Origin of the sequence: Microbacterium aurantiacum, assembly GCF_031625015.1 — a bacterium.
Taxonomy (GTDB): Bacteria; Actinomycetota; Actinomycetes; order Actinomycetales; family Microbacteriaceae; genus Microbacterium; species Microbacterium aurantiacum.
Genome location: NZ_JAHWXH010000001.1, coordinates 1122445 through 1144689, shown reverse-complemented (window position 1 = coordinate 1144689; position 22245 = coordinate 1122445). Strand labels below are relative to the sequence as shown.

The window sequence follows — 22245 nt, the reverse complement described above, 5'->3', positions numbered from 1 at the left end:
GGCGACGAATCGAAGCGATGGATAGACTGGGCGCTCCCGGATCCTCGAAGGAGCACGACGTCGTGTCCGATCAGCCCCTCCTGTCCCGCCTCGACCTCAACCTGCTGGTCGCCCTGGACGCGCTGCTGACCGAACGGAGTGTCACGCGGGCGGCCGAGAGGCTGCACCTCAGCCAGCCTGCGCTGAGCGCATCGCTCGCACGCCTGCGCACGCACTTCAACGACCCGATCCTCGCGCGTCGGGGCAACACGTACGAGCTGACCCCGCTCGCGCTCCGCCTCACCGACCACACCACGACCGCGCTGGAGGCCGCGCGCCGCGTCTTCGAAAGCCAGGCGAGCTGGAGCCCACGCGAATCGACGCGTGAATTCTCGATCTACGGATCGGACTACGGCTTCGCCCGCGTCGGCCCGCTCGTCTCGCGCCTCGCCGCCGAGTCGGCGCCGGGCGTGCGCTTCCGCTTCCTGCTCCACACTCCCGCCATCGTCGAGGACGCCGTCGCGCGCCTGCGGGCGGTGGACGGCATGATCATCCCCCACGGCCACCTCTCCGACCTCCCGTTCGCCGACCTCGCGCGCGACCGCTGGGTCGTGGTCGCGTCCGAGAGCAACGAAGCGGTCGCGGACGGCCTCACGATGCCGATGCTCGCGGAGTTCCCCTGGGTCTTCACCTTCCAGACCCGTACCGCGTTCACCTCCGCCGCGCGGCAGCTGCAGCAGCTCGGGATCGAGCCGCGCGTCGACGCGATCGTGGAGAGCTTCCTGGCCCTGCCGCACTTCATCGCCGGCACGAACCGGCTCGGGATGCTGCAGTCGGGGCTCGCCGCCACCGTCGCCCACATGCCCGGCATCCGTCTGCTGGAGCTGCCGTTCGAGGCGATCCCGGTCGTCAGCGCCCTGTGGTGGCACCCCGTCCACACCCGCGATCCCGAGCACGTGTGGATGCGCGGGATCTTCGAGGAGGCGGCCCGGATCCTGGCGAAGGAGCCGGACCCCTTTCCCGCGGTCGACGCCTGACGCCGGTATCCACCCTCGACGCCCGAGCACCGGATCCGTCGCCGATTTCCCGCGAACGGGCCGCGCCCACCCTGGGCGGCGACATAATCGGGGGCATCAGCGTCGCCGGACGGCCGGGACGCGCGGTGGAAGGACAGTGCGATGACGGACTCGAACCCCCAGAACCCCCAGGCCCAGAACGACCCCTTCGCGTCGCCGGACGGCCCCGAAGGGCACTCGATCACCGACTGGACCGACCTCGGCCGGGAGATGTGGTCGTATCTCACGGGCCGCGGCGCCGCGGTGAACTACTCCTTCGTCGACATGACCGTCGAGGTGCCGCGCGACATCGGGCCGGATGCCCCGCGCGCGACCTGGAAGCTCAACGGCACGCTCCGCGTCACGACGAGCGATGACGTGTCGGCGGGGTCGGACGAGTTCCGGAAGTCCTGAGCCTCCGGCGATGATCCGCCTGGACATCGACCTCGCCCTGGCGGAGGTCGTCACCGGCGACGGCGTGCCCTTCGAGGCCACGGTGCGCGCGTCGGGCACCGAGGTCGTCGTGTACGTCAGCGATCCGACGCGGCTGCCCGGGAACGGCCGCCGCTCCCTCCGCGACCTCGACGTCGTCGGCAAGGGACTCGCCGACCGTGGCATCTCGGTCCGCGTGGACGGGCCGGACGGCCCCATCCTCGCGCTCGGCAACGTGCAGCGGAGCGCGGTGCAGCGGGCGATCACGGGGTCGGCGTACGTGCGGGTCGGCAGTCCGTCCGCGCTCGCCCCGCTCCTGCGGCGTCGGAAGGATCGCGCGGCGACCATGATCGCTCCGCCCCCGACGACGATGCTGCCCCTCGCCCCGACGCTCAACCGCTTCGTCCAGCGACGCGTCACAACGACGCACTACCTCCCGGGATCGGGCCGGCCGCGGCTGATCTTCGCGGTGGGCTCGACCACGTGGGACGGTCGCCGCCCGCGCGAGTTCGACCTCACCGCCGATCGAGTGACCATCGGGTCGGATGCCGCGTGCGACCTGGTGCTGGACGGCCTCGCCCCGCTCCACGCCGAGATCCGGCACGAACGGGGCGACGAGTACATCCTGTACGCGATCGAGGAGGTCGGCGGGGGCAGCGCGCCCGAACCCGGCCGGCCGCCGGAGAAGCGACGGATCCTCCGCACGGGAGCGCGGATGGAGATGGGGCCGTGGCGTCTGGCGTTCTTCCGCGAGGAATTCGCCGACCACGGGCGCCCCTTCGGCGGACGCCAGGGCGGTGAGTACGCGGTGCAGCGGCGGCAGAGCCCCGTCGCACGACACCCGGCACCGCCGGCACGGACGACCGCTCGATCTACCCGCAGGGCTGAGCAGACGCCACGACGGATCGGCGGCCGGGTGGTCGTCGGCCGTCGTGGGACGATGGCGGACGTGGCGAACTCCTCCTCCGGCGACTCGGTGACCGACCGCCTCGTGCGGGTGCTCGAGACATTCACTCCGACCCGGACCGCCCAGACCGCCGCCGAGATCGGGCGGCGCGCGGGGCTGCCGAGCTCGAGTGCCCACCGGATCGTCGGCGAGCTCGTCGACAGCGGACTGCTCGAGCGCGACGACGATCGGCGGGTGCGGATCGGGATGCGCCTGTGGGAGCTCGCGACGCGCTCCTCCCAGGCCCTCCGCCTCCGCCAATCCGCGATGCCGGCGATGGAGCGGGTCCAGGCCCGGATCCGCGAGCACACGCAGCTGGCGATCCTCGAGCAGGACGAGGCGCTGTTCCTCGAGCGACTCTCGGGCCCGGCATCCGGCTCCAACGTCACTCGGGTCGCCGGCCGTCTGCCGCTACACGCCTCGTCGTCGGGCCTCGTGCTCCTCGCCTTCGGCGACCACGATCTGCAGGAGCGGATCCTCGCCTCCCCCCTGCCGCCGCTCACCCGCGAGACGATCACCGACCCCGCGGCGCTCCGCCGGAAGCTCGCCGAGGTGCGCTCCCTGGGGCACGCCGTCGCCCGCGGGTTCATCGAGGCCGTCTCCACGGGGGTCGCCGTGCCGGTGCGCGATGAGACCGGTCAGGTGGTGGCGGCACTGTCGGTCGTCCTCCGGCGGGACGCGCCCGTCGAACCGGCCCTGGTGGAGCTGCACGCCGGCAAGCGCGAAATCGAGCGCGCCCTCGGTTTCCGCGGCTGACCGAGAGCAAAATCCCGTTCAACGGGAGTCATCCGGCGCACCCCGCGCGACGCTCCGCACAATGGGCCCATCGTCCCGGAGTCGAAGGAGACACCCATGACCGCCGCCCCCACCGCCGTCCGCACGCAGGTCGCCATCGTCGGCGCCGGCCCCGCGGGCCTGCTCCTGTCGCACCTGCTGGACGAGGCCGGCATCGACTCGGTCGTCGTCGACCAGCGCACACGCGACGAGATCGAGACCACCATCCGCGCCGGCATCCTGGAGCAGGGCACCGTCGAGGTGCTCGACCGGCTCGGCGAGCACAGCCGCGCCCGCACCGTCGGCAACCGGCACGACGGCATCGAGCTGCGCTTCGAGGGCGCCGGTCACCGCATCGACTTCCCGAGCCTCACGGGGCGGAGCGTCTGGCTCTACCCGCAGCACGAGGTGCTGAAGGACCTCATCGCCGCCCGCCTCGCCGCAGGGCAAGACCTCCGCTTCGGCGTGAGCGTCGACGGTGTCGACGGCGTGGACTCCGACCACCCGGTCGTGCACGCCCGCACCGCCGACGGTGAAGCCCTCGAGATCACGGCGGACTTCGTCGTCGGAGCCGACGGATCACGCAGCGTCGTGCGCGCCGCCGTCACCGGCTCGAGCACGGGCGGCTACTTCCGCGAGTACCCGTTCGCGTGGTTCGGCATCCTCACCGAAGCGCCCCCGAGCGCCGAGGAGCTCATCTACTCCAACTCCCCCGACGGCTTCGCGCTCATCAGTCAGCGCAGCGCCACGGTCCAGCGGATGTACTTCCAGTGCGATCCGGATGCCGACCCGAATGCGCTGAGCGAAGAAGCGGTGTGGGAGAACCTGCAGCGCCGCGTCCCCGGCACGACGCTGAAGGAAGGCCCGATCTTCCAGCGCGACGTGCTGCGCTTCCGCAGCTTCGTCGCCTACGAGCTCCGACGCGGTCGTGCGGCGATCGTCGGGGATGCCGCGCACACCGTCCCGCCGACGGGCGCGAAGGGCATGAACCTGGCCGTGGCCGACGTGGTGCTGCTGAACCAGGCGCTGCAGGCGCTGATCCTCCGCGACGACGCGCACCTCATCGATGCGTTCGCGGAGACGGCATCCCGGCGCATCTGGAAGGCGCAGCACTTCTCGTGGTGGATGACCTCGATGCTGCACACCACCGACGAGGCGACACCCTTCGACCGGCGCCGTCAGGTGGGCGAACTCCGCAGTGTCGTGGAATCCGAGGCCGGCATGACCTACCTCGCCGAGGCATACACCGGCTGGCCGCTCACCTCGATGGACTGAGCGGCTCCCCGGGGGGAGGGATCAGGCGCGGGCGACCGCCGCGACGGCGGCGAGCGCCTCGCTGTGCCCGCCGGTGAAGCTCAGGCTGTCACCGGTGACCAGGCTGAGGATCACCATCGACATCACGAACCCGATCGACGCCATCATCACCGCGGTGGCCCCGACGGCCAAGAGCACTCGAATGTCCATCCCCCCATCTTGCCCTCTCACGAACCGGGGCGGACGGCCTGGCCGCGCTTGGCGCGCTGGATCTGCTCGTAGATGTGCGTGCGCAGCTCTGTGAAGCGCGGAAGGGCGCGCGTGGTGATCTGGTCGCGGTCGGCGTCCAGATCGATCGCGATGTCCTCCTGCACCCACGTCGGCGACTTCGAGAGCACCACGACCCGCTCGCCGAGGTAGACCGACTCGTCGATGTCGTGAGTGACGAAGAGGATCGACATCCCGCGGTCGAGGTGCAGGCGCCGCACGAGGTCCTCGAGGTCCGCGCGGGTCTGCGCGTCCACGGCGGCGAAGGGCTCGTCCATGATGAGCACCTCCGGCTGGTACGCCACCGCGCGGGCGATCGCCACGCGCTGCTGCATCCCGCCCGACAGCTGCCACGGATAGCTCTTGCCGGCGTGGTCGAGTCCCACCGCGACGAGGGCGTCGTCGACGAGGCGCGTGCGCTCGGCGCGCGAGAGCTTCTTGTGCTTCAGCGGCAGCTCGACGTTGCCGCGCACGGTGAGCCAGGGGTAGAGGCTCCGCCCATACTCCTGGAACACCAGCGCCATGTTCTCCGGCGGCGCGGTGACCGCGTTGCCGTCCAGCTCGATCCGCCCGGCGGTCGGACGCAGGAGCCCCGCGATGCACTTCAGCAGCGTCGTCTTGCCGCATCCGGAGGGCCCGACGATGCAGACGAGCTCACCCCGGCGCATCGTGAAGCTGATGTCGCCGATCGCCTCGACGTCACCCGTCGACGCTTCATAGACCTTCTTGAGGTTCTCGACCTCGAGCAGCGTGTCAGGCACGCTCCACCTCCTTGATTCCGTGGTACCAGCGCAGCACGCGCCGTTCGACGACGCCGAAGATCGCCGCGAGCAGGACGCCGATGAGACCGAGCAGCAGGATGCCGCTCCACATCTGCGCGATGAGGTAGTTCCGCTGGAAGTAGACGATCTGGTAGCCGAGCCCGGAGGAGGAGTAGAACATCTCCGAGATGACCATCAGGATCAGCGCGATCGACAGCGCCTGGCGGACGCCCGCCATGATGCGCGGGCTCGCGGCGGGGAGGACGAGGTAGCGCAGCTGCTCGGCCCGGGTGAGGGAGAACGACCGTGCGGTCTCGGTCATCACGCTGTCGGTGGCGCGCACCCCGTCGATCGTGTTCAGGAGCACCGGCCAGATCGCGCCGACGACGATGACGGTGACCTTCATCGCGTCGGTGGGTCCGAGGAGCACGGCGATGATCGGGATCAGCACCGGCGGCGGCACCGCGCGGAAGAACTCCAGCACGGGGTTCAGCAGCTCCCGGAGCCACCGGACGCGACCGATCACGATGCCCGCCCCCACGCCTACGGCGATGGAGAAGAGGACCCCGAAGAAGAGGCGGCCGAGGCTCGGGAGGACGTCGTTCCACAGGCGCGGGCCGATCCAGGTGTCGACGAACGCCTCGACGATCGTCATCGGCGGCGGGAAGAAGCGCTCGGGCGACACCGTCGCCCACACTCCCCAGATGACGACCAGGAGGATCGGCAGACCCAGGGCGTAGGCGGTGTTCTGGCCGATCGTCGCCCAGACGCGCGAGCGCTTCCGCGGCACGACGACAGTGCTCGTGTACAGGGTCACAGCACGTCCTCCCCTCGCACCGACTGATGCCAGCGCAGGGCGCGGCGCTCGATGAGACTGAACACCCCGTTGATCAGGATGCCGAGGATGCCGGTGACGATCACGAGCGCGTACAGCTGCACGTAGTCGCCGGCGGATTGGGCGAAGATGATCGCGCGGCCGAGACCCGGGTTTCCGATCGTCATCTCGGCCGTCACCGCGAGGATGAGCGCGACGGCGGCTGCAAGCCGCACCCCGGTCATGAGGTAGGGCAGGGCGGTGGGGAGGACGAGGTTCCACAGGCGCGAGGCGGGGGTCAGACCGAAGCTCCGCGCCGTGTCACGCGCGACGGTGTCGATGTCGGCGACGCCGTAGAGGACCTGCACGAACACCTGCCAGAAGCTTGCGAAGACGATGATGACCAGCGCGGCCTGGAGCTGGATGCCGAACATCAGGATCGCCAGCGGGATGAGGGCCACCGAGGGGATGGGGCGGAGGAACTCCACCGTGGTGTGGGTCGCGCGGCGGAGGAACGGCACGAGGCCGATGACCGTGCCGAGCACGGTGGCGAGGACCACGGCGATGACGAGGCCGATGGCCCACGCGGTCAGGGTCCGGCCGATGTTCCGCCAGAACTCGAGGTCGAGGGTGTCCAGGGCGAGCCGGCCCAGCACCTCGCTCGCGGGCGGGAAGAAGGCGGGGTTGATCAGCCCGAGGGTGGGGATCAGCTGCCAGGTGAGGAGGAAGCCGGCGATGCCGGCGGCACCGAGGAGGGCCTTGCGCGCCGCGCGGCGCTGCCCTCCCCGGTGTCCGCCGGTGCGGCGCGGGGCCGCTCGGCGCTCTCGCGGGTCGCCGGGAGCGACGACACCGGGTGCGTCGACAGAGGTCATGCGACGGCGTCCTCGCTACTGCTGCTGGACCAGGCGGTCGAAGTCGGGGAGCGCGTCGAGCACTCCGAACTCCACCGCGAGGTCGGCCAGCGCCTCGAGGTCGCTCACGATGATCTCCGAGGAGAAGGTCGGGAGCGTGATGCCCGCGGCCGCCTCCTCGGGGATGCCCATGTTCTCCACGATGGCTGCGCGGACGGCGTCCTCGTTGCCCATCGCCCAGTCGAGGGCCTCAGCCATCGCGGCCGACCAGTCGGCGACGAGCTCGGGGTCGCTCTCGAGCATCTCGGCGGTGGTGATGTTGGTGAGCACCGTCAGCCCCGGGATCGTCTCCTGGTAGGGGTGCATGATCAGATTGCCGCCCTCGGGGCCGGTGATGATCGACTGGAACGGGTCGGGCACCCACGCCGCGTCGATGTTGCCGGCCTCCAGCTGCGCCTGCGCGTCGGGGAAGGCCACCTCGACGAACTCGATGGTGGTCGGGTCGCCCCCGGCATCCTGCACGGCCTTCATGATCGTGACGTCGCCGGCGGCACCGAGGCTGTTCACCGAGACTCGCTTGCCGGCGAGGTCGGCGGGCGTGGTGATGCCGGAGTCGGCGAGGGAGACGACGCCGTTGACGTCCTTGCCCTCGGCGAGGCTGTTGGCGTAGTCGCCGATGATGACGATGCCGAGGTCCTGCAGGTCGGCGCGGAACGGACCGAACGGCTGGCCGATGGCGAACTGGATGTCACCGCTGAGGAGCGCCGGGATCGCCTGGGCTCCGCCCTGGGCGGGGACGACCTCCACGTCGAGACCGTAGTCGGCGAAGATGCCCTCGTCGATCGCGGCCCACAGGGCACCGCTCTCGGCGATCGGCAGCGCTGCGACGCGAACCGACCGGTTCTCTGTCGCGCCGTCGCCGGCATCGGAGGTGGGGGCGGCACCGGTGGGCGCGGCACCGGAGTCGGTACATCCGCTCAGGGCGAGTGCGGCCGCAGCCAGCACTCCCAGGGCTGCAAGAGTCTTCTTCATTGACGGGCCTCTCGTGGGGTGGATCGGCAGGATCGTCAACGCCCGGCGTCGCGGCGCCGGTGCCGTTGACATGGCCATCGTCCGTCAGGCGTCCGCCATTGTCAAGGTTTTCGTGACGAGCGTCACACTTTCGATGAAGAATGGGTATGGTGTTCCCTGACACGGGGAGCGAAGGAGCATCCACATGACACTCGAAGGCAAGGTCGCCATCGTCACCGGCTCGGGTCGCGGGCTGGGTCTGGCCTACGCGAAAGAGCTGGCCCGCCAGGGCGCCGCGGTCGTCGTCAACGACATCGACGCCGCCGTCGCCGACGCCGCAGCGACGGAGATCACCGCCGCCGGCGGACGCGCGATCGCCGTCGCCGCCCCCGTCGGCCCCACTGAGACCGCCCAGCGCCTCGTCGCCGCGGCGGCGGAGGAGTTCGGCCGACTCGACATCCTCGTCACCAACGCCGGCGTCCTCCGTGACACCGTCCTGTGGAAGATGAGCGACGACGACTTCGACACCGTCATCGACGTGCACCTGCGGGGCACCTTCACCTGCGTCCGCGAGGCGGCGTCGTACATGCGCGCCAACGAGATCGCCGGACGCATCGTCTGCATCGGATCCCCCACGGGTCAGCGCGGCAACTTCGGGCAGACCAACTACGCCGCGGCCAAGGCCGGCATCGTCGGCATGGTGCGCACGTGGGCGCTCGAGCTGAAGCGCGCGGGCATCACCGCGAACGCCGTCATCCCCGTCGCCGCGACCGCGATGACCGCCACCGTCCCGTACTTCGCCGCCGCTGTCGAGGCCGACGAGAAGGGCGAGCCCATGCCCGCCTTCTTCCGGCACGACCTCGGCTTCGGCACCGCGGACGACGTCAGCGGTCTCATCGCCTTCCTCTCCTCGGATGCCGCGGCGGGCGTCACCGGTCAGGCGATCGGCATCGGCGGCGACCGCATCCAGGTGTGGTCGCACCCCGAGCCCGCGCTCACCGCGTACCGCGAGGGAGGGTGGAGCGCCGACGCGCTCGCGGCGGAGTTCGCCCCTCAGCTCGCCGAGAACCTGCAGGGGGTCGGGGAGTCGTTCCCGCCGCTGCCCGACGAGCTCCAGCGTCCGACGCAGTCGCCGGCCTGAACGACGCCCGCCATGGTCCGCTACGAATCCGCGGTCGACGTCGACGCCGTCCAGGCGATCGACATGCACGTGCACATCGAGATCGACGATCACGGTCACCACTCGCTGCCGGAGGACCTCGTCGAAGCGGCGAGCCGGTACTTCCGTGCCGACGGTCCCCGCCCGGCGCTCGAGTCGATCGCCGAGTACTACCGCGAGCGGTCCATGGCGGCGGTCGTCTTCACCGTCGACGCGCACACTTCGCTCGGGCATCCGGCGATCTCCAGCGTCGAGATCGCCGAGGGCGCCGCGCATCACGCGGACGTGCTGATCCCGTTCGGCTCGGTCGATCCGCATGACCCCGCCGCCGTCGACACCGCGCGGCGCCTCGTCGAGGAGCACGGCGTGCGCGGGTTCAAGTTCCACCCCACCGTGCAGCGCTTCGATCCGAGCGACGAGACGCACTACGCGCTGTACGCCGCGATCCAGCATTCCGGTGTCCCGGCGCTGTTCCACACCGGCCAGACCGGGATCGGCGCGGGGATCCCCGGCGGGCGAGGGCTGCGTCTCGGACTGTCGAACCCGATCCTGCTGGATCCGGTCGCCGCCGACTTCCCGGATCTGCAGATCATCATGGCCCACCCCTCCGTGCCGTGGCAGGAGGAGGCCCTGTCGGTGGCGACCCACAAGGCGAACACCTGGATCGACCTGTCGGGATGGAGCCCGAAGTACTTCCCCGCCGAGCTCGTCCGCTACGCCAACACCATGCTGAAGGACCGCATCCTCTTCGGATCCGACTTCCCGCTGCTCACCCCCGACCGCTGGATGCGCGATGTCGCGCAGACGAACCTCACCGAGGCCGTGATGCCCGGCATCCTGAAGCACAATGCCGTCCGGCTCCTCGGCCTCGACGCCGGTCGCGTCGGCGGCGAGGGGTGACGTGCCGATGATCGTCGCGGATGCCGTCACCGGCGTCGACCCGCTCGGGTTCGCCGACGCGCACCTGAGCGCCCCCGCGCGGGCGGTGCTGGTGGCCCTGCGCGAGACCCTCGAGCGCGACGTGGCACCGCTCCTCGCGGACGCGTGGGAGACGGCGACGATGCCGACCGCCATCCTGGACGCCCTCGTCCCGCTCGACCTGATGACCCCCGCCGGGCTCGACCCCGCCGAGGCGGACTCGAGCCTCTTCTCCGGCTTCCGCACCTACGTCCTCGCCCGCACCGACGCCTCGGTCGCGACGTTCTACAACGCGCAGGCGGGCCTGTTCCGCACCGCCGTCCGACACGGCGGCTCGCCCGCGCAGGCGGAGCGGTGGGATGCCGGCATCCGCTCGTTCCGCACCCGCGGCGCCTTCGCGCTCACCGAGCCCGACCACGGCTCGGATGTCGCGCGGGGCCTGGCGACCACCGCGCGCCGGGAGGGCGATGACTGGGTCATCGACGGCGCGAAGCGGTGGATCGGCGGGGCGGCCGGCGCCGACCTCCTCGCCGTGTTCGTCCGCGACACCGCCGACGGTGAGGTGAAGGCCTTCCTCGTCCCGACCGGGGCGGAGGGGGTGCAGATCACGCCGATCACCGGGAAGATCTCGCTCCGCCCGATGCAGAACGCCCAGATCGCCCTCCGCGGGGTCCGCGTCGGCGACGATGCCCGGCTCGCGCGCGTGAACGGGTGGCGCGACGTCGCCGGGCTCCTCCGTCGCATGCGCTCGGACGTCGCCTGGATCGCCACCGGCCTCCAGGCGGGCGCCCTCGACGCCGCCCTCGCCGCCACCACCGCACGCACCCAATTCGGGCGACCGGTGGCCGGGTTCCAGCTCGTCCAGGAGAAGCTCGCCCGCATGCTCGGCAACCTCACCGCCTCGCTCGGACTGGTCGTCCAGCTCTCCCGCCAGCAGGATGCCGGGACCTACGCCGACGAGAACTCGGCGCTGGCGAAGATGCAGACCGCCCGCCTCGCCCGCGAGACCGTCGCGCTCGGCCGCGAGGTCTGCGGGGGCAACGGCATCCTCCTCGATCACGACATCGCCCGCTTCTTCGCCGACGCCGAAGCCGTCTACTCCTACGAGGGCACGCACGAGATCAACGCGCTCCTCGTGGGCCGCGCCCTCACCGGCAGCTCGGCCTTCGTCTGAGCCCGCGGAACGCCCGCATCATCACCGAACCGAAAGGCACACCATGACCACCATCGTCCGCTACGACGACGTCGCCGGCCTCGCCGGCACCGACCTCGGCTGGACCGACTGGGTCGAGATCACGCAGGAGCGCATCGGCCTCTTCGCCGACGCGACCGACGACCACCAGTGGATCCACGTCGACCCCGAGCGCGCCAAGGACGGCCCCTTCGGCGCCGCGATCGCGCACGGCTACCTCACCCTCTCCCTCTCCGTGCGATTCTGGTCGGAGCTGTTCGACGTCGAAGGCGTGGGGACGAAGGTCAACTACGGACTCGACAAGGTGCGTTTCGTCTCGCCGGTGCCGGTGGGCTCGAAGATCCGCATGAACGCCGTGATCGCCGAGGTCACCGAGGTCCGCGGCGGGTACCAGTTCGCGGTGGACCAGACCATCGAGATCGAGGGCGGCACGAAGCCCGCCGTCGTCGCGCGGGGCCTGTACCGCTTCTACGCCTGATCAGCTGCCGGACGTCACTCGAAGGAGAGGACCGTGCGAGACGAAGGAATCGGCCGGTGGCTGCCGCGCCGCCGCCTCAAGGACCCTGCGAAACCCGCGCTGGTCTTCGGAGACGAGGTCATCACCTACGGCGAGTTCGCCGACACCGCCGCCCGGCTCGGAACGGCCCTCCGCGCCCGGGGCGTCGCGCCCGGCGAGAGCGTGGCGTTCTTCGGCGAGAACAGCCCGCACTTCCTCACCGTGATGTTCGCCGCCGCGCACATCGGCGCGGTCTTCGTTCCGGTGAACACCCGGCTCGCGCCTCCCGAGATCGCCCACGTGCTGGCGGATTCGGGGGCCCGTGTGGTCGTGCACGAGCCGGTGGCCGCCGAGCGCATGGCCGCCGCGGCGCCGGGGGTCGCGCGGGTGTCGGCCGACGAACTCGCCGGGATCGCGGCATCCGTCGCCGAGAGCGGGACCGCGACCGATCTCGAGCCGCACCCGACGGATGCCGACGCCCCCGCCGCGATCATCTACACCTCCGGCACCACGGGGCGCGCGAAGGGCGCGGTGCTCAGTCACCGGAACCTCACGTGGGTCGCGCTGAACACGATCATCGACTACGACGTGGTGTCCTCGGACATCGCGCTGATGATCTCGCCGCTGTTCCACGTCGCCTCGCTCGGCATGGGTGCGCTGCCGGTGCTCCTCAAGGGCGCGACCATGGTCCTCGAGCCGGGGTTCGAGCCGGGACGCGCGCTCGGACAGATCGCCCGGCACGGGGTGACGATGCTCTCCGGCGTCCCGACGACGTACCAGATGATGGCCGATCATCCGGAGTGGGCGGCGACCGACCTGTCGAGTCTGCGCAAGCTCACGTGCGGCGGGTCGGCGGTGCCCGAGCGGATCCTCAACGCGTACGAGCTGCGCGGACTGTCGTTCTCGCAGGGCTACGGCATGACCGAGACCTCGCCCGGGGCGACGTCGCTGTCGCCGGCGATGACGCGCCGCAAGCAGGGCAGCGTCGGCCTCCCGCATTTCTTCACCGATGTGCGCGTGCGGCGCGAGGACGGCCGGATCGCGGACACGGGCGAGATCGGCGAGGTGGAGATCACGGGGCCGAACGTCTTCCTCCGCTATCACGGGCTGCCCGAGGCGACGGCGGCGGCGTTCACCGACGACGGGTGGTTCCGCTCCGGCGACCTCGGCTACCTCGACGACGACGGCTACCTGTTCATCGCCGATCGGCTGAAGGACATGATCATCTCCGGCGGCGAGAACATCTACCCGGCGGAGGTCGAGAACCTCCTCAGCGACATCCCCGGCGTCTCGGGCGTCGCCGTGATCGGCATGCCCGACGAGCAGTGGGGCGAGGTGCCGTGGGCCGTCGTGACGATGCGCGACGGTAAGACCCTCGACACCGCCGCCGCCCGCGCGCACCTGGACGGGCGCCTCGCGCGCTTCAAGCTCCCCAAGCGCGTGGTCGTCGTCGACGAGCTCCCCCGCACTGCGTCGGGGAAGGTGCGCAAGGCGCAGCTGCGGGAGTCCCTCGCCTCGACCGTGTGAGCGGGCGCGGCGCGTTCGGGTGTCACGCGTGGCCGCCTCCGGCGTGGCGAGGCGGCCACGACTGCCACTCGAACGGATGCCGCGCCCGACGGATCAGCTCCCGAGCCGCCTCCGCCGCACCGCCGGGGCGAGCTCGGGGCTGATCGCGGCGATGTGGGACCGCATCCGCTCCTCCGCCGCGGGCCCCAGCCCGTCGTAGAGCTCGGCGAAGCGCCGGCGGACCTCCACGCGCGGCCACCCGTCGGGGAGGAGCTCGCGCGGAAGGCCCACGTCGATGCCTCGGAAGCGCTGCCACGCGAGCATGAGCCGCGAGCGCTCCGCGAAGGCGTCCGCCCCCGTCGCGCCGGGGTCGACGCCGGAGCCGGCACGCGCGAGCTCGTCCGCGAAGCAGTCGTACTCCTCGCGGGCGCCCGCGACGTCCCACGCCGCCTGCGGGCCGCCCTCGGTGGTGGTCTCCAGCCGCGCGCGCATCGCCGTGACGTCACCGACGCCGGCGTCGCGGAGCTGCGCCATCGCCTCGTCGGCGGTGTCGCGGGGTGAGATCCACATCCCGTCGTACAGGGGCGCGTAGCCGAGCCATTTCAACCGCGACCGCGCCGTGTGCCGCAGCGCGCGGCGGGACTCGGGGATCGAGAACGCCACGACGCTCCACAGCCCGTCCCACCGCGCCTCGACCTGGCCGAACGTGTCGAGCCAGAAGGCCTCCTCGGCGATGATCGCCGCACCGCGCTCGGAGAGGCGGTGGGTGGTGCGGCGGCCGACGCGATCGCCGACGAGCAGTTCGAGACGCGTGAGGCGCGAGAGCGTCGCCCGCGCGGCCGCCTCCTTGATGCCGAGGTCGCCGAGCGCCGACACGAGAGCCCCCGAGGGCAGGGGTTCGGCCACGTCCCACCAGTAGTCACCGAAGAGCGTGAGCACCTGGCGCGCGGGCGAGGCCCGCCGCACCGTCGCGGGAGAAGGGGCTGACACAGCCCCATCCTGCCACTGCGGCCCCACCCTCAGAGCGGATACTGCCCGGGTTCGCGACGCAGCGTGATCCACCGGGTCTCGGTGAAGGCGTCGATGTTGGCCTGGGCTCCGCCGTGCCGCGACCCGGTCCCCGATGCGCCGACGCCGCCGAACGGCGCGTTCGCCTCGTCGTTGACCGTCTGATCGTTGACGTGCACGATGCCCGAGGGGATGCGGGTCGCCATCTCGTACCCGGCGAGCGCGTCCGCCGTCACGATGCCGAGCGACAGCCCGTACTCCGTGTCCGCGGCGAGGGCGACCGCCTCGTCGTCGGTCGCGAACGACACGACGGACGCCACGGGGCCGAACACCTCGTCGCAGTACGCCGCGGCATCCTTCGGGGGATTCGCGAGCACCGTCGGCCGGTAGAAGAGCTGCTCGTACGTGCCGCCCGCGGCGAGCGTCGCGCCCTGGGCGACGGCATCCTGCACGAGCGTGTGGACGCGGTCGCGCTGCACCTCGTCGATGAGGGGCCCGAGATGCACCTGGCCCGCGGCGGGGTCGCCCACGTGCATCGAGTCCGCCTTGGCCGCGAGCTTCCCCACGTACTGGTCGAAGAGCGACTCGTGGACGATGTGGCGGCCGACGGTCATGCAGATCTGCCCCTGGTGCAGGAACGCGCCCCACGTGGCGAGATTGACGGCCTTGTCGACGTCGGCGTCGTGGCGCACGATGAAGGCCGAGTTGCCGCCGAGCTCGAGGTGGGCGCGGGTGAGATGGCGTCCGGCGAGCTCGCCGACCGCCCGGCCGGCGCGCGTCGAGCCCGTGAATGCGACGACGCGCACGCGCGGGTCGGCGACCATCGCCTCCCCGACCTCGGCGCCGCCGGGGACGAGCTGCAGGAGCCCGGCGGGAAGGCCCGCCTCTTCGAAGATGCGCACCATGCTGACGCCGCCGGTGATCACCGTGCGCGGGTCGGGCTTGAGCAGCACGGCGTTTCCGAGGGCGAGGGCGGGCGCCACGGCACGGATGCCGAGGATCAGCGGAACGTTGAAGGGCGAGATCACCCCGACGACGCCGACGGGGATCTGCTGCGCGAGCGAGAGCCGGGGCTCTTCGCTGGAGAGGATCGATCCGAGCGGGGCGGACGGGAGCGAGGACGCCTCGTAGCACTCGGCGGCGGTGACGTGCAGGGCGAACCCGGCGAGCGGCGGGATGGCGCCGACCTCGCGCACGTTCCACCCCATGATCTCCTCGGCGTGCGCCTCCCAGAGCTGCGCGGCCTTGCGGAGCACCACCGCGCGGGCGGGGTGCGGCATCGCCGCCCACTCCTTCTGCGCACGGGCGGCGCCCTCCGCGGCACGCGCGACGTCGTCGGCATCCGCCATTCCCACCATCGCCAGTGTCTCGCCGGTCGCCGGCTCGACGGAGGCGATCTCGCCGCCACCCCCCGACACCCATTCGCCGTCGATGTGGATGCGACCGGCGAAGACCTCGGGGTCGATCAGTGGCATGGCGGCCTGCGCGGTGACGGTAGACATCGTTGTCCCTTCGTTGGCGTGTTCGGTACCTCCAACATCGCACGGACTCCGCCATGTGTCTATGGACATTCCCTATGTGTATAGGTAAAGTCCTCTCGACGGCGCGATGACGCGCCCCGCCGCACAGCGGAAAGGACCCCGATCCGTGTCTCGACACACTCCCGCCGCCGACCCCGAGGCCGCACGGAAGCTGATCAGCGACTTCTCGCTGGAGATGACCGGGAAGGACGTGGCCGCCCTCGAGGAGGCGGCATCCGCGATCCCGCCCGGCACGAAGATCAACGTGACGTTCCTCGGGAACGAGGACCTCGACATGCGCGTGGCGGCGGCGAAGGCCGTCGCCGACCTCGGGTTCATCCCGGTTCCCCACATCTCCGCTCGACGCCTGGCATCCGAGGCTCAACTCCAGGAGTTCCTCGGACGCCTGCAGGAGGTGGGCGCCACCGGTCACGTCTTCGCCGTCGGCGGCGACCCCGCCGAGCCCGAGGGTCCGTACCCCGACTCGCTGTCGGTCATCCGGTCCGGCCTGCTGCAGGCGCACGGCGTGACGGAGGTCTCGATCGCGGGCTACCCCGAGGGGCACCCGGACATCGAGACCGATGTGCTGTGGCGACACCTGGAAGACAAGGCCGCAGCACTGAAGGAACAGGAGCTGGGTGCGGTCATCCTCACGCAGTTCGCCTTCGACACCGACCCGGTGATGACGTGGATCGAGCAGGTGCGCGACCGCGGCATCGACGCGCAGATCCGGATCGGCACGCCGGGACCTGCCGGGATCAAGCGCCTCATCGGCTTCGCGCGGCGCTTCGGCGTCGGCGCCAACGCGATGATCGTGAAGAAGTACGGCTTCTCCCTCACCAACCTCATGGGCACCGCCGGACCCGACCGGTTCGTCTCCGACCTGTCGACCCTGCTGGCCGCGCAGCCGGCATCCGGCGATGTGAAGCTGCACTTCTACACGTTCGGCGGACTCTTGGCCACGGCGGAATGGGTGCAGCAGTACGGCGCGGCCACGTCCTCCGAGCCGCGGTCGTGAGGGGGCTGCCATGACCGTCCACAACGACGCCCTGCGCGATCGCGCCTGCCTGATCGTCCACGGCCCCGACCACCCCGGCATCGTCGCCGCCGTCTCCGCCCTGGTGAGCCGGCAGAAGGGCAACATCGTCGCGCTGGATCAGTACTCCGACGACGCCGACGGCGGCGCCTTCTTCCAACGCGTGGTCTTCCATCGCCCCGGCCTCGCCGCCGCAATGCCCGAGATCAAGGCGGATCTCGCCGAGACCGTCGGCGGGCTGGGACTCGAGTGGGCGCTGTCCGACCAGTCGGTCCCGAAGCGCATGGCGATCCTGGCATCGACCTCCGACCACTGCGTCCTCGAGCTGCTGTGGCGACACCGCCGCGGCGAGCTGAACGTCAGCATCCCGATGGTCATCAGCAACCACACCAAGATCGCCGAGGACGTCCGCTCGTTCGGCATCCCCTTCTTCCACGTGCCCTCGCAGGGACCGGACAAGAGCGAGGCCGAGGCGCGGATCATCGAGCTCCTGGCCGGCAACGTCGACGTCGTCGTCCTCGCGCGGTACATGCAGATCCTCTCGGAGGACTTCCTCGACCGCGTGGCGGTGCCGGTGATCAACATCCACCATTCCTTCCTCCCCGCCTTCATCGGCGCCGCGCCCTACCGGAAGGCCCACGAGCGCGGCGTGAAGATGATCGGCGCGACGAGCCACTACGTCACGAAGGACCTCGACGAGGGGCCGATCATCGAGCAGGACATCGCCCGCGTCGACCACTCGATGAGCGCCGCCGACCTCCAGGTCCGCGGGGCGTACGTCGAGCGGGCCGTGCTCTCGCGCGCCGTGCAGTGGCACACCGAGGACCGCGTCATCCGTCACGGCAACCACACGATCGTCTTCGCCTGACGCGACGAGACCCCGCATCCTTCCCTCGAACAGACACCGCCACACCCCGAACAGAGAGGTTCCCCTCATGGCCGACAATCTTCAGCAGCTGCTGGATCAGCGCAACGCCGTCGAGCTGCTCCGCAACTCGCCCATCGGCTCGTACATCTACCCCGTCGTCCCCGCCGACTTCCAGAACTGGATCAAGGAGCAGCGCGCGTGGCGCGAGACCGCGGTGCTGTACGACCAGTCCCACCACATGGACAACGTCTTCCTCCGCGGCTCCGACGCCATCCGGCTGATCTCCGACACCGCGATCAACTCGGTGGCGAACTTCGCCGTGAACAAGGCCAAGCAGTACGTGCCGACCACCGCGTCTGGCCACGTCATCGGCGACGGCATCCTGTTCCGCGAAGCCGAGGACGAGTACGTCTACGTCGGGCGTGCGCCGGCGTCGAACTGGCTGATGTTCCACGGCGAGACCGGCGGCTACCAGAACCTCGACATCGAGGTCGACCGCCGCTCCCCCTCCCGCCCGTACGGTGACGCGGTCTTTCGGAAGTACTACCGCTTCCAGATCCAGGGCCCGAAGGCGTGGGACGTCATCGAGAAGCTCAACGGCGGACCGCTGGAGAAGCTCGGATTCTTCAACATGTCGACCATGCGCGTCGCCGACATGAACGTCCGCACTCTCCGCCACGGTATGGCGGGCGCCCCGGGTCTGGAGATCTGGGGTCCCTACGCCGACCACCACCGCATCCGCGACATCATCGTCGAGGCGGGGGCGGAGTTCGGCCTCGTCCCCGTGGGATCGCGCGCGTACCCCTCGAACACGCTGGAGTCGGGCTGGATCCCCTCGCCGCTGCCGGCGATCTACTCGGGCGAGGCCGAGCGCGCCTACCGCGAGTGGCTCGGCGTCGACAGCTACGAGGCGACCGGCACGCTCGCGGGTTCGTTCGTCTCCGACGACATCTCGGACTACTACCTGACCCCGTGGGAGCTGGGCTACGGCTCGTTCGTGAAGTTCGACCACGACTTCATCGGCCGCGACGCGCTGGAGAAGATCGACCCGGCCACGCAGCGCCGGAAGGTCACCCTCGCCTGGAACGCCGAGGACGTCACGAAGATCTTCGCCTCGCTGTTCGACACCGAGAACGACAGCTACAAGTTCTTCGACCTGCCGCTGGCGAACTACGGTTCGGCCAACTACGACGCGGTGACGGATGCCGGAGGCAGCGTCGTGGGCTTCTCGATGTTCACCGGCTACAGCGCGAACGAGAAGCGCGCCCTGTCGCTCGCCACCGTCGCCCCCGACGTCCCCGAGGGCGCCGAGGTCACGGTGGTCTGGGGCGAGCCGAACGGCGGCACGTCGAAAGCCTCGGTGGAGCCGCACCGTCAGCTCGAGGTCCGCGCCGTCGTGAGCCCGGTCCCCTACTCGACCGTCGCCCGCCAGACCTACCACGGCGGCTGGCGCACGGGTTACACCGCCTGACCGTCGGGTCCCCGCCGCCCTCGATCGAACGAGGGCGGCGGGGCGAGGGTCGGTACGGTGGGGACGGGAGGAGAGCGATGAGCCTGCGATATGCGCTGCTGGCGCTGCTGCGCGTCGGCCCGCTGTCGGGATACGACCTGCAGAAGCAGTTCTCGCAGTCGGTCGGACACGTCTGGCACGCCCCCGACTCCCAGATCTACCCCGAGCTGCGCAAGATGGCGTCCGAGGGCCTCATCGAACCCGAAGAGCAGACCCGCGGACGCCTCGGCACGCGCCGGGTGTACCACGTGACGGATGCCGGAGACCGGGCCTTCCTCGACTGGATGCGCGGCCCCCTCGACTACCAGCGCGTGCGCGACCCCGCCCACCTCCGCGCCGCGTACCTCGAGACGACGGATGCCGAGTCCGCACGCCGCTTCCTCCGCGCGCACATCGCGCAGTGGGAGGCGGAGCTCGCGCAGTGGGAGCGCGAGATCGAGCGCATCGACGCCGTGGAGAACCCCATGCTGGTGCGGCGCCTCGCGGTCACGGCCGAGGAGGACCGCGAGCGCACGATCGCCTACAAGCGGTTCGCCTATGAGGGTCTCGTCGAACGCGCGCAGGGCGAGATCGCGTGGGCGCGACGCGGGCTCGACCTGGTCGACCGGCTCGGCCGGTGACCGATTCGCCGACGTCCGCGCGCGACCTCGGGCGCGCTCCCGCGACGTGGGCACTGGTCACGACGGTCTGCCTCGTCGCGATCAACATGCGCCCGACGATCACGTCCGTCGGGCCGCTCCTCGAGCAGATCGGCGCCGACACCGGGCTGACGGCCGCGACGCTCGGGTTCCTCGGCTCCGTCCCGCTGCTCGTCTGGGCGGTCGTCTCCCCGTTCGCCCTCGCGGTCAGCCGACGGTTCGGGATGTCCGCGACCGTGTTCGGCGCTCTCGTCCTCCTCGCGATCGGCACCGTGGTGCGATCCCTGCCGGGGCCCGTGGCCGCACTGTGGCTCGGAACGGCCCTCATCGGTGTCGCCCTCGCCCTCATGAACGTGCTGATGCCGGCGGTCATCAAGCGCGACGCTCCCACGCGGGTCCCCGCGCTGATGGCGCTCTACACCGCGCTCCTCGGCGGCGCGGGCGCGATCGCCTCGGGCGTCGCCGTCCCCGTGTCGAATGCGGGTCCCACCCCTGACGACTGGCGGCTCGCCCTGGCGATCACGGGTCTTGCGGCGCTTCCCGTCGCGGCGGGGGCGTGGGCGTGGTTCCGCCGGAACGAGCCGGGTCGCGGCATCCGCTCGTCCCGGATGCCGGGGCGCACCGGCATCTGGACCGACCGCGTCGCCTGGGCGGTGGCCGGGTACATGGGCGTGCAGGCGACGCTGTTCTACATGACGCTGACGTGGCTCGCGGCGATCTCGACCTCGCTCGGACGATCGCCCGTCGCCGCGGGGGTGGACGTCATGGTCTACCAGCTCGTGTCGATCGTGAGCTCCCTGGCACTTCCGCTCGTCCTGCGCGGGCGGATCCGCCGGTGGATCCCGGCACTCCTCCCCGTGCTCGCGGTGATCGGCGTGATCGGGCTCATGCTCCAGCCCGCCGCGCTGTCGCTCTGGATCGTGCTGATCGGGCTGTCGTCGGGCGCATCGCTCTCGATGGCGCTCACGCTGATGGCCGATCGCGCCCGCGATCACGACCAGTCGACGGCGCTGTCGGGGATGGCCCAGTCGGTCGGTTACATCATCGCCGCGGCCGGTCCGGTCGCCTTCGGCCTCGCGTACGCCCTCACCGGCGGATGGCTGCTCTCGCTCGGCATCCTTCTCGCCGTGCTCCTGGCGCAGATGATCATCGGCGTCGCCGCCGGTCGCGACCGCCACGTCCTCACCCCCATCCCCTGACCGCGAGACTGCATCTTCCGGTCGAGACTGCACGCCGTGCACGCAGTCTCGTCGGCAGGATGCAGTCTCGCGGCCAACGAGGGGACGGCAACGGCGCGGGCGCGGATGCGGCGGTGCGGAGAGGGACTGGCAGAATCGAACAATGGCCGCGCCCCTCCCGCACCTCGCACCCGACCACGCCTGCCTCATCGTCCACGGCACCGACCGCCCCGGCATCGTCGCGGCGGTGTCGGCGCTGATCACCCGGCACGACGGCAACATCGTCGCGTTCGACCAGTACTCGAACGACCCGGTCGGCGGCGACTACTTCCAGCGCGTGGTGTTCCACCGGCAGAACCTGACCGCCGCGCTCCCCGAGATCGAGGCCGACCTCGCCCGCACCCTCGGCGACGGCTTCGACCTGCAGTGGTCGGTGACCGACCAGTCGGTTCCCAAGCGCATGGCGATCCTCGCCTCCCAGCAGGACCACTGCCTCCTCGACCTGCTGTGGCGCCACCGCCGCGGCGACCTCCCCGTCACCGTGCCGATGGTGATCTCGAATCACACCACGTCGGCGGAGGACGTCCGCTCGTTCGGCGTGCCGTTCTTCCACGTCCCCTCGGTGAAGGGTCCCGACAAGAGCGCATCGGAGGCGAAGATCCTCGAGCTGCTGCAGGGCAACGTCGACTTCGTGGTCCTCGCCCGGTACATGCAGATCCTCTCGGGCGACTTCCTCCGCGAGCTCGGGGTGCCGGTGATCAACATCCACCACTCCTTCCTCCCGGCGTTCATCGGCGCCGAGCCGTACCGCAAGGCCAAGGAACGCGGCGTCAAGCTCATCGGCGCGACCAGCCACTACGTCACGTCCGACCTCGACGAGGGTCCGATCATCGAGCAGGACACGGTCCGGGTCACGCACGCCGACTCGGCGTCGGAGCTCGCCCGCCGAGGAGCGGATGTCGAGCGCCAGGTGCTCTCCCGTGCGGTGCTGTGGCACGCCCAGGACCGCGTCATCCGGCACGGGAACCACACGATCGTCTTCTGAACGGACGGTGCCGAGCCCGGCGCGGGC

22 protein-coding genes are annotated in these 22245 nt (G+C 70.8%); 15 read left to right on the top strand and 7 right to left on the bottom strand.

The window, feature by feature from the left end; genetic code table 11:
* Window positions 1–17 precede the first annotated feature (17 nt).
* From KZC50_RS05420 to KZC50_RS05405, 4 genes are all read left to right on the top strand, one after another.
* The gene (locus KZC50_RS05420; RefSeq protein ID WP_310890894.1) at window positions 18–1016 is read left to right on the top strand and encodes a LysR family transcriptional regulator; all 999 of its coding nucleotides are present in this window, start codon (window positions 18–20) and stop codon (window positions 1014–1016) included.
* Window positions 1017–1157: 141 nt separating this feature from the next.
* Window positions 1158–1448, top strand: a complete 291-nt coding sequence (locus tag KZC50_RS05415; RefSeq protein WP_301134634.1) for a hypothetical protein — start codon at window positions 1158–1160, stop codon at window positions 1446–1448.
* A gap of 10 nt (window positions 1449–1458) precedes the next feature.
* Window positions 1459–3168, top strand: a complete 1710-nt coding sequence (locus tag KZC50_RS05410) for an IclR family transcriptional regulator domain-containing protein (protein WP_310890893.1) — start codon at window positions 1459–1461, stop codon at window positions 3166–3168.
* 96 nt (window positions 3169–3264) lie between these two features.
* Window positions 3265–4461, top strand: a complete 1197-nt coding sequence (locus tag KZC50_RS05405; RefSeq protein WP_310890892.1) for a 4-hydroxybenzoate 3-monooxygenase — start codon at window positions 3265–3267, stop codon at window positions 4459–4461.
* A gap of 21 nt (window positions 4462–4482) precedes the next feature.
* Here the strand turns inward: KZC50_RS05405 and KZC50_RS05400 are convergent, their stop codons facing one another.
* Genes KZC50_RS05400 through KZC50_RS05380 form a run of 5 tightly spaced genes read right to left on the bottom strand, consistent with a single transcriptional unit; the run spans window position 4483 to window position 8165 of the window.
* Window positions 4483–4650, bottom strand: coding sequence for a hypothetical protein (locus KZC50_RS05400; protein WP_156305125.1), 168 nt, complete (start codon window positions 4648–4650; stop codon window positions 4483–4485).
* Window positions 4651–4667: 17 nt separating this feature from the next.
* Window positions 4668–5468, bottom strand: coding sequence for an ABC transporter ATP-binding protein (locus KZC50_RS05395; protein WP_310890891.1), 801 nt, complete (start codon window positions 5466–5468; stop codon window positions 4668–4670).
* A complete protein-coding gene (locus tag KZC50_RS05390) occupies window positions 5461–6285 on the bottom strand; it encodes an ABC transporter permease (protein ID WP_310890890.1) in 825 nt (274 codons plus the stop codon). Before KZC50_RS05390 ends, KZC50_RS05395 begins: the two co-directional genes overlap by 8 nt.
* Window positions 6282–7154 carry an ABC transporter permease gene (locus KZC50_RS05385; RefSeq protein ID WP_301134644.1) on the bottom strand — a complete coding sequence of 291 codons (873 nt, stop codon included), beginning with the start codon at window positions 7152–7154 and terminating at the stop codon, window positions 6282–6284. Before KZC50_RS05385 ends, KZC50_RS05390 begins: the two co-directional genes overlap by 4 nt.
* A 15-nt stretch (window positions 7155–7169) precedes the next feature.
* Window positions 7170–8165, bottom strand: a complete 996-nt coding sequence (locus KZC50_RS05380) for an ABC transporter substrate-binding protein (protein ID WP_310890889.1) — start codon at window positions 8163–8165, stop codon at window positions 7170–7172.
* Between the two features lie 184 nt (window positions 8166–8349).
* On the opposite strand from KZC50_RS05380, the gene KZC50_RS05375 reads away from it, so the two are divergent.
* From KZC50_RS05375 to KZC50_RS05355, 5 genes are read left to right on the top strand one after another with little or no spacing between them, the layout of a single operon-like run.
* A complete protein-coding gene (locus KZC50_RS05375) occupies window positions 8350–9285 on the top strand; it encodes an SDR family oxidoreductase (protein WP_310890888.1) in 936 nt (311 codons plus the stop codon).
* Window positions 9286–9297: 12 nt separating this feature from the next.
* Entirely contained in the window at window positions 9298–10203 is a 906-nt protein-coding gene (locus KZC50_RS05370) for an amidohydrolase family protein (protein ID WP_310890887.1), read from the top strand.
* A gap of 7 nt (window positions 10204–10210) precedes the next feature.
* On the top strand, window positions 10211–11395 hold the full coding sequence (locus KZC50_RS05365) for an acyl-CoA dehydrogenase family protein (RefSeq protein ID WP_310891535.1): 1185 nt from the start codon (window positions 10211–10213) through the stop codon (window positions 11393–11395).
* Window positions 11396–11438: 43 nt separating this feature from the next.
* Entirely contained in the window at window positions 11439–11891 is a 453-nt protein-coding gene (locus KZC50_RS05360) for a MaoC family dehydratase (protein ID WP_310890886.1), read from the top strand.
* A 33-nt stretch (window positions 11892–11924) separates the two neighbouring features.
* Entirely contained in the window at window positions 11925–13436 is a 1512-nt protein-coding gene (locus KZC50_RS05355) for an acyl-CoA synthetase (RefSeq protein ID WP_310890885.1), read from the top strand.
* Window positions 13437–13529: 93 nt separating this feature from the next.
* On the opposite strand, the gene KZC50_RS05350 is transcribed toward KZC50_RS05355, so the two are convergent.
* A complete protein-coding gene (locus tag KZC50_RS05350; RefSeq protein ID WP_310890884.1) occupies window positions 13530–14405 on the bottom strand; it encodes a PaaX family transcriptional regulator in 876 nt (291 codons plus the stop codon).
* A 29-nt stretch (window positions 14406–14434) separates the two neighbouring features.
* Window positions 14435–15925, bottom strand: a complete 1491-nt coding sequence (locus tag KZC50_RS05345; protein ID WP_310890883.1) for an aldehyde dehydrogenase family protein — start codon at window positions 15923–15925, stop codon at window positions 14435–14437.
* Between the two features lie 214 nt (window positions 15926–16139).
* Between KZC50_RS05345 and KZC50_RS05340 the strand changes: the two genes are divergently transcribed.
* The 6 genes from KZC50_RS05340 (at window position 16140) to purU (KZC50_RS05315) (ending at window position 22218) form a co-directional block, all read left to right on the top strand.
* Window positions 16140–16961, top strand: a complete 822-nt coding sequence (locus KZC50_RS05340; RefSeq protein WP_310891534.1) for a methylenetetrahydrofolate reductase — start codon at window positions 16140–16142, stop codon at window positions 16959–16961.
* A gap of 10 nt (window positions 16962–16971) precedes the next feature.
* Window positions 16972–17847 carry a formyltetrahydrofolate deformylase gene (gene purU / locus KZC50_RS05335; RefSeq protein ID WP_301134661.1) on the top strand — a complete coding sequence of 292 codons (876 nt, stop codon included), beginning with the start codon at window positions 16972–16974 and terminating at the stop codon, window positions 17845–17847.
* Between the two features lie 67 nt (window positions 17848–17914).
* On the top strand, window positions 17915–19318 hold the full coding sequence (gene ligM, locus KZC50_RS05330; RefSeq protein WP_310890882.1) for a vanillate/3-O-methylgallate O-demethylase: 1404 nt from the start codon (window positions 17915–17917) through the stop codon (window positions 19316–19318).
* A gap of 77 nt (window positions 19319–19395) precedes the next feature.
* A complete protein-coding gene (locus KZC50_RS05325) occupies window positions 19396–19977 on the top strand; it encodes a PadR family transcriptional regulator (RefSeq protein WP_301134665.1) in 582 nt (193 codons plus the stop codon).
* Window positions 19974–21194, top strand: coding sequence for an MFS transporter (locus tag KZC50_RS05320; protein ID WP_310890881.1), 1221 nt, complete (start codon window positions 19974–19976; stop codon window positions 21192–21194). Before KZC50_RS05325 ends, KZC50_RS05320 begins: the two co-directional genes overlap by 4 nt.
* Before the next feature lie 142 nt (window positions 21195–21336).
* Window positions 21337–22218 (top strand): formyltetrahydrofolate deformylase, encoded by an 882-nt coding sequence (purU, locus tag KZC50_RS05315; protein WP_053546957.1) that lies wholly within the window; start codon window positions 21337–21339, stop codon window positions 22216–22218.
* The last annotated feature ends 27 nt before the right edge of the window (window positions 22219–22245 follow it).

Coding starts and splice junctions, on each gene's coding strand:
- KZC50_RS05365 (WP_310891535.1), top strand. CDS start 10,211: ATGATCGTCGCGGATGCCGTCACCGGCGTCGACCCGCTCGGGTTCGCC.
- KZC50_RS05325 (WP_301134665.1), top strand. CDS start 19,396: ATGAGCCTGCGATATGCGCTGCTGGCGCTGCTGCGCGTCGGCCCGCTG.
- KZC50_RS05380 (WP_310890889.1), bottom strand. CDS start 8,165: ATGAAGAAGACTCTTGCAGCCCTGGGAGTGCTGGCTGCGGCCGCACTC.
- KZC50_RS05385 (WP_301134644.1), bottom strand. CDS start 7,154: ATGACCTCTGTCGACGCACCCGGTGTCGTCGCTCCCGGCGACCCGCGA.
- KZC50_RS05360 (WP_310890886.1), top strand. CDS start 11,439: ATGACCACCATCGTCCGCTACGACGACGTCGCCGGCCTCGCCGGCACC.
- purU (WP_053546957.1), top strand. CDS start 21,337: ATGGCCGCGCCCCTCCCGCACCTCGCACCCGACCACGCCTGCCTCATC.
- KZC50_RS05375 (WP_310890888.1), top strand. CDS start 8,350: ATGACACTCGAAGGCAAGGTCGCCATCGTCACCGGCTCGGGTCGCGGG.
- KZC50_RS05400 (WP_156305125.1), bottom strand. CDS start 4,650: ATGGACATTCGAGTGCTCTTGGCCGTCGGGGCCACCGCGGTGATGATG.
- purU (WP_301134661.1), top strand. CDS start 16,972: ATGACCGTCCACAACGACGCCCTGCGCGATCGCGCCTGCCTGATCGTC.
- KZC50_RS05415 (WP_301134634.1), top strand. CDS start 1,158: ATGACGGACTCGAACCCCCAGAACCCCCAGGCCCAGAACGACCCCTTC.
- KZC50_RS05405 (WP_310890892.1), top strand. CDS start 3,265: ATGACCGCCGCCCCCACCGCCGTCCGCACGCAGGTCGCCATCGTCGGC.
- KZC50_RS05370 (WP_310890887.1), top strand. CDS start 9,298: ATGGTCCGCTACGAATCCGCGGTCGACGTCGACGCCGTCCAGGCGATC.
- ligM (WP_310890882.1), top strand. CDS start 17,915: ATGGCCGACAATCTTCAGCAGCTGCTGGATCAGCGCAACGCCGTCGAG.
- KZC50_RS05340 (WP_310891534.1), top strand. CDS start 16,140: ATGACCGGGAAGGACGTGGCCGCCCTCGAGGAGGCGGCATCCGCGATC.
- KZC50_RS05345 (WP_310890883.1), bottom strand. CDS start 15,925: ATGTCTACCGTCACCGCGCAGGCCGCCATGCCACTGATCGACCCCGAG.
- KZC50_RS05420 (WP_310890894.1), top strand. CDS start 18: ATGGATAGACTGGGCGCTCCCGGATCCTCGAAGGAGCACGACGTCGTG.
- KZC50_RS05410 (WP_310890893.1), top strand. CDS start 1,459: ATGATCCGCCTGGACATCGACCTCGCCCTGGCGGAGGTCGTCACCGGC.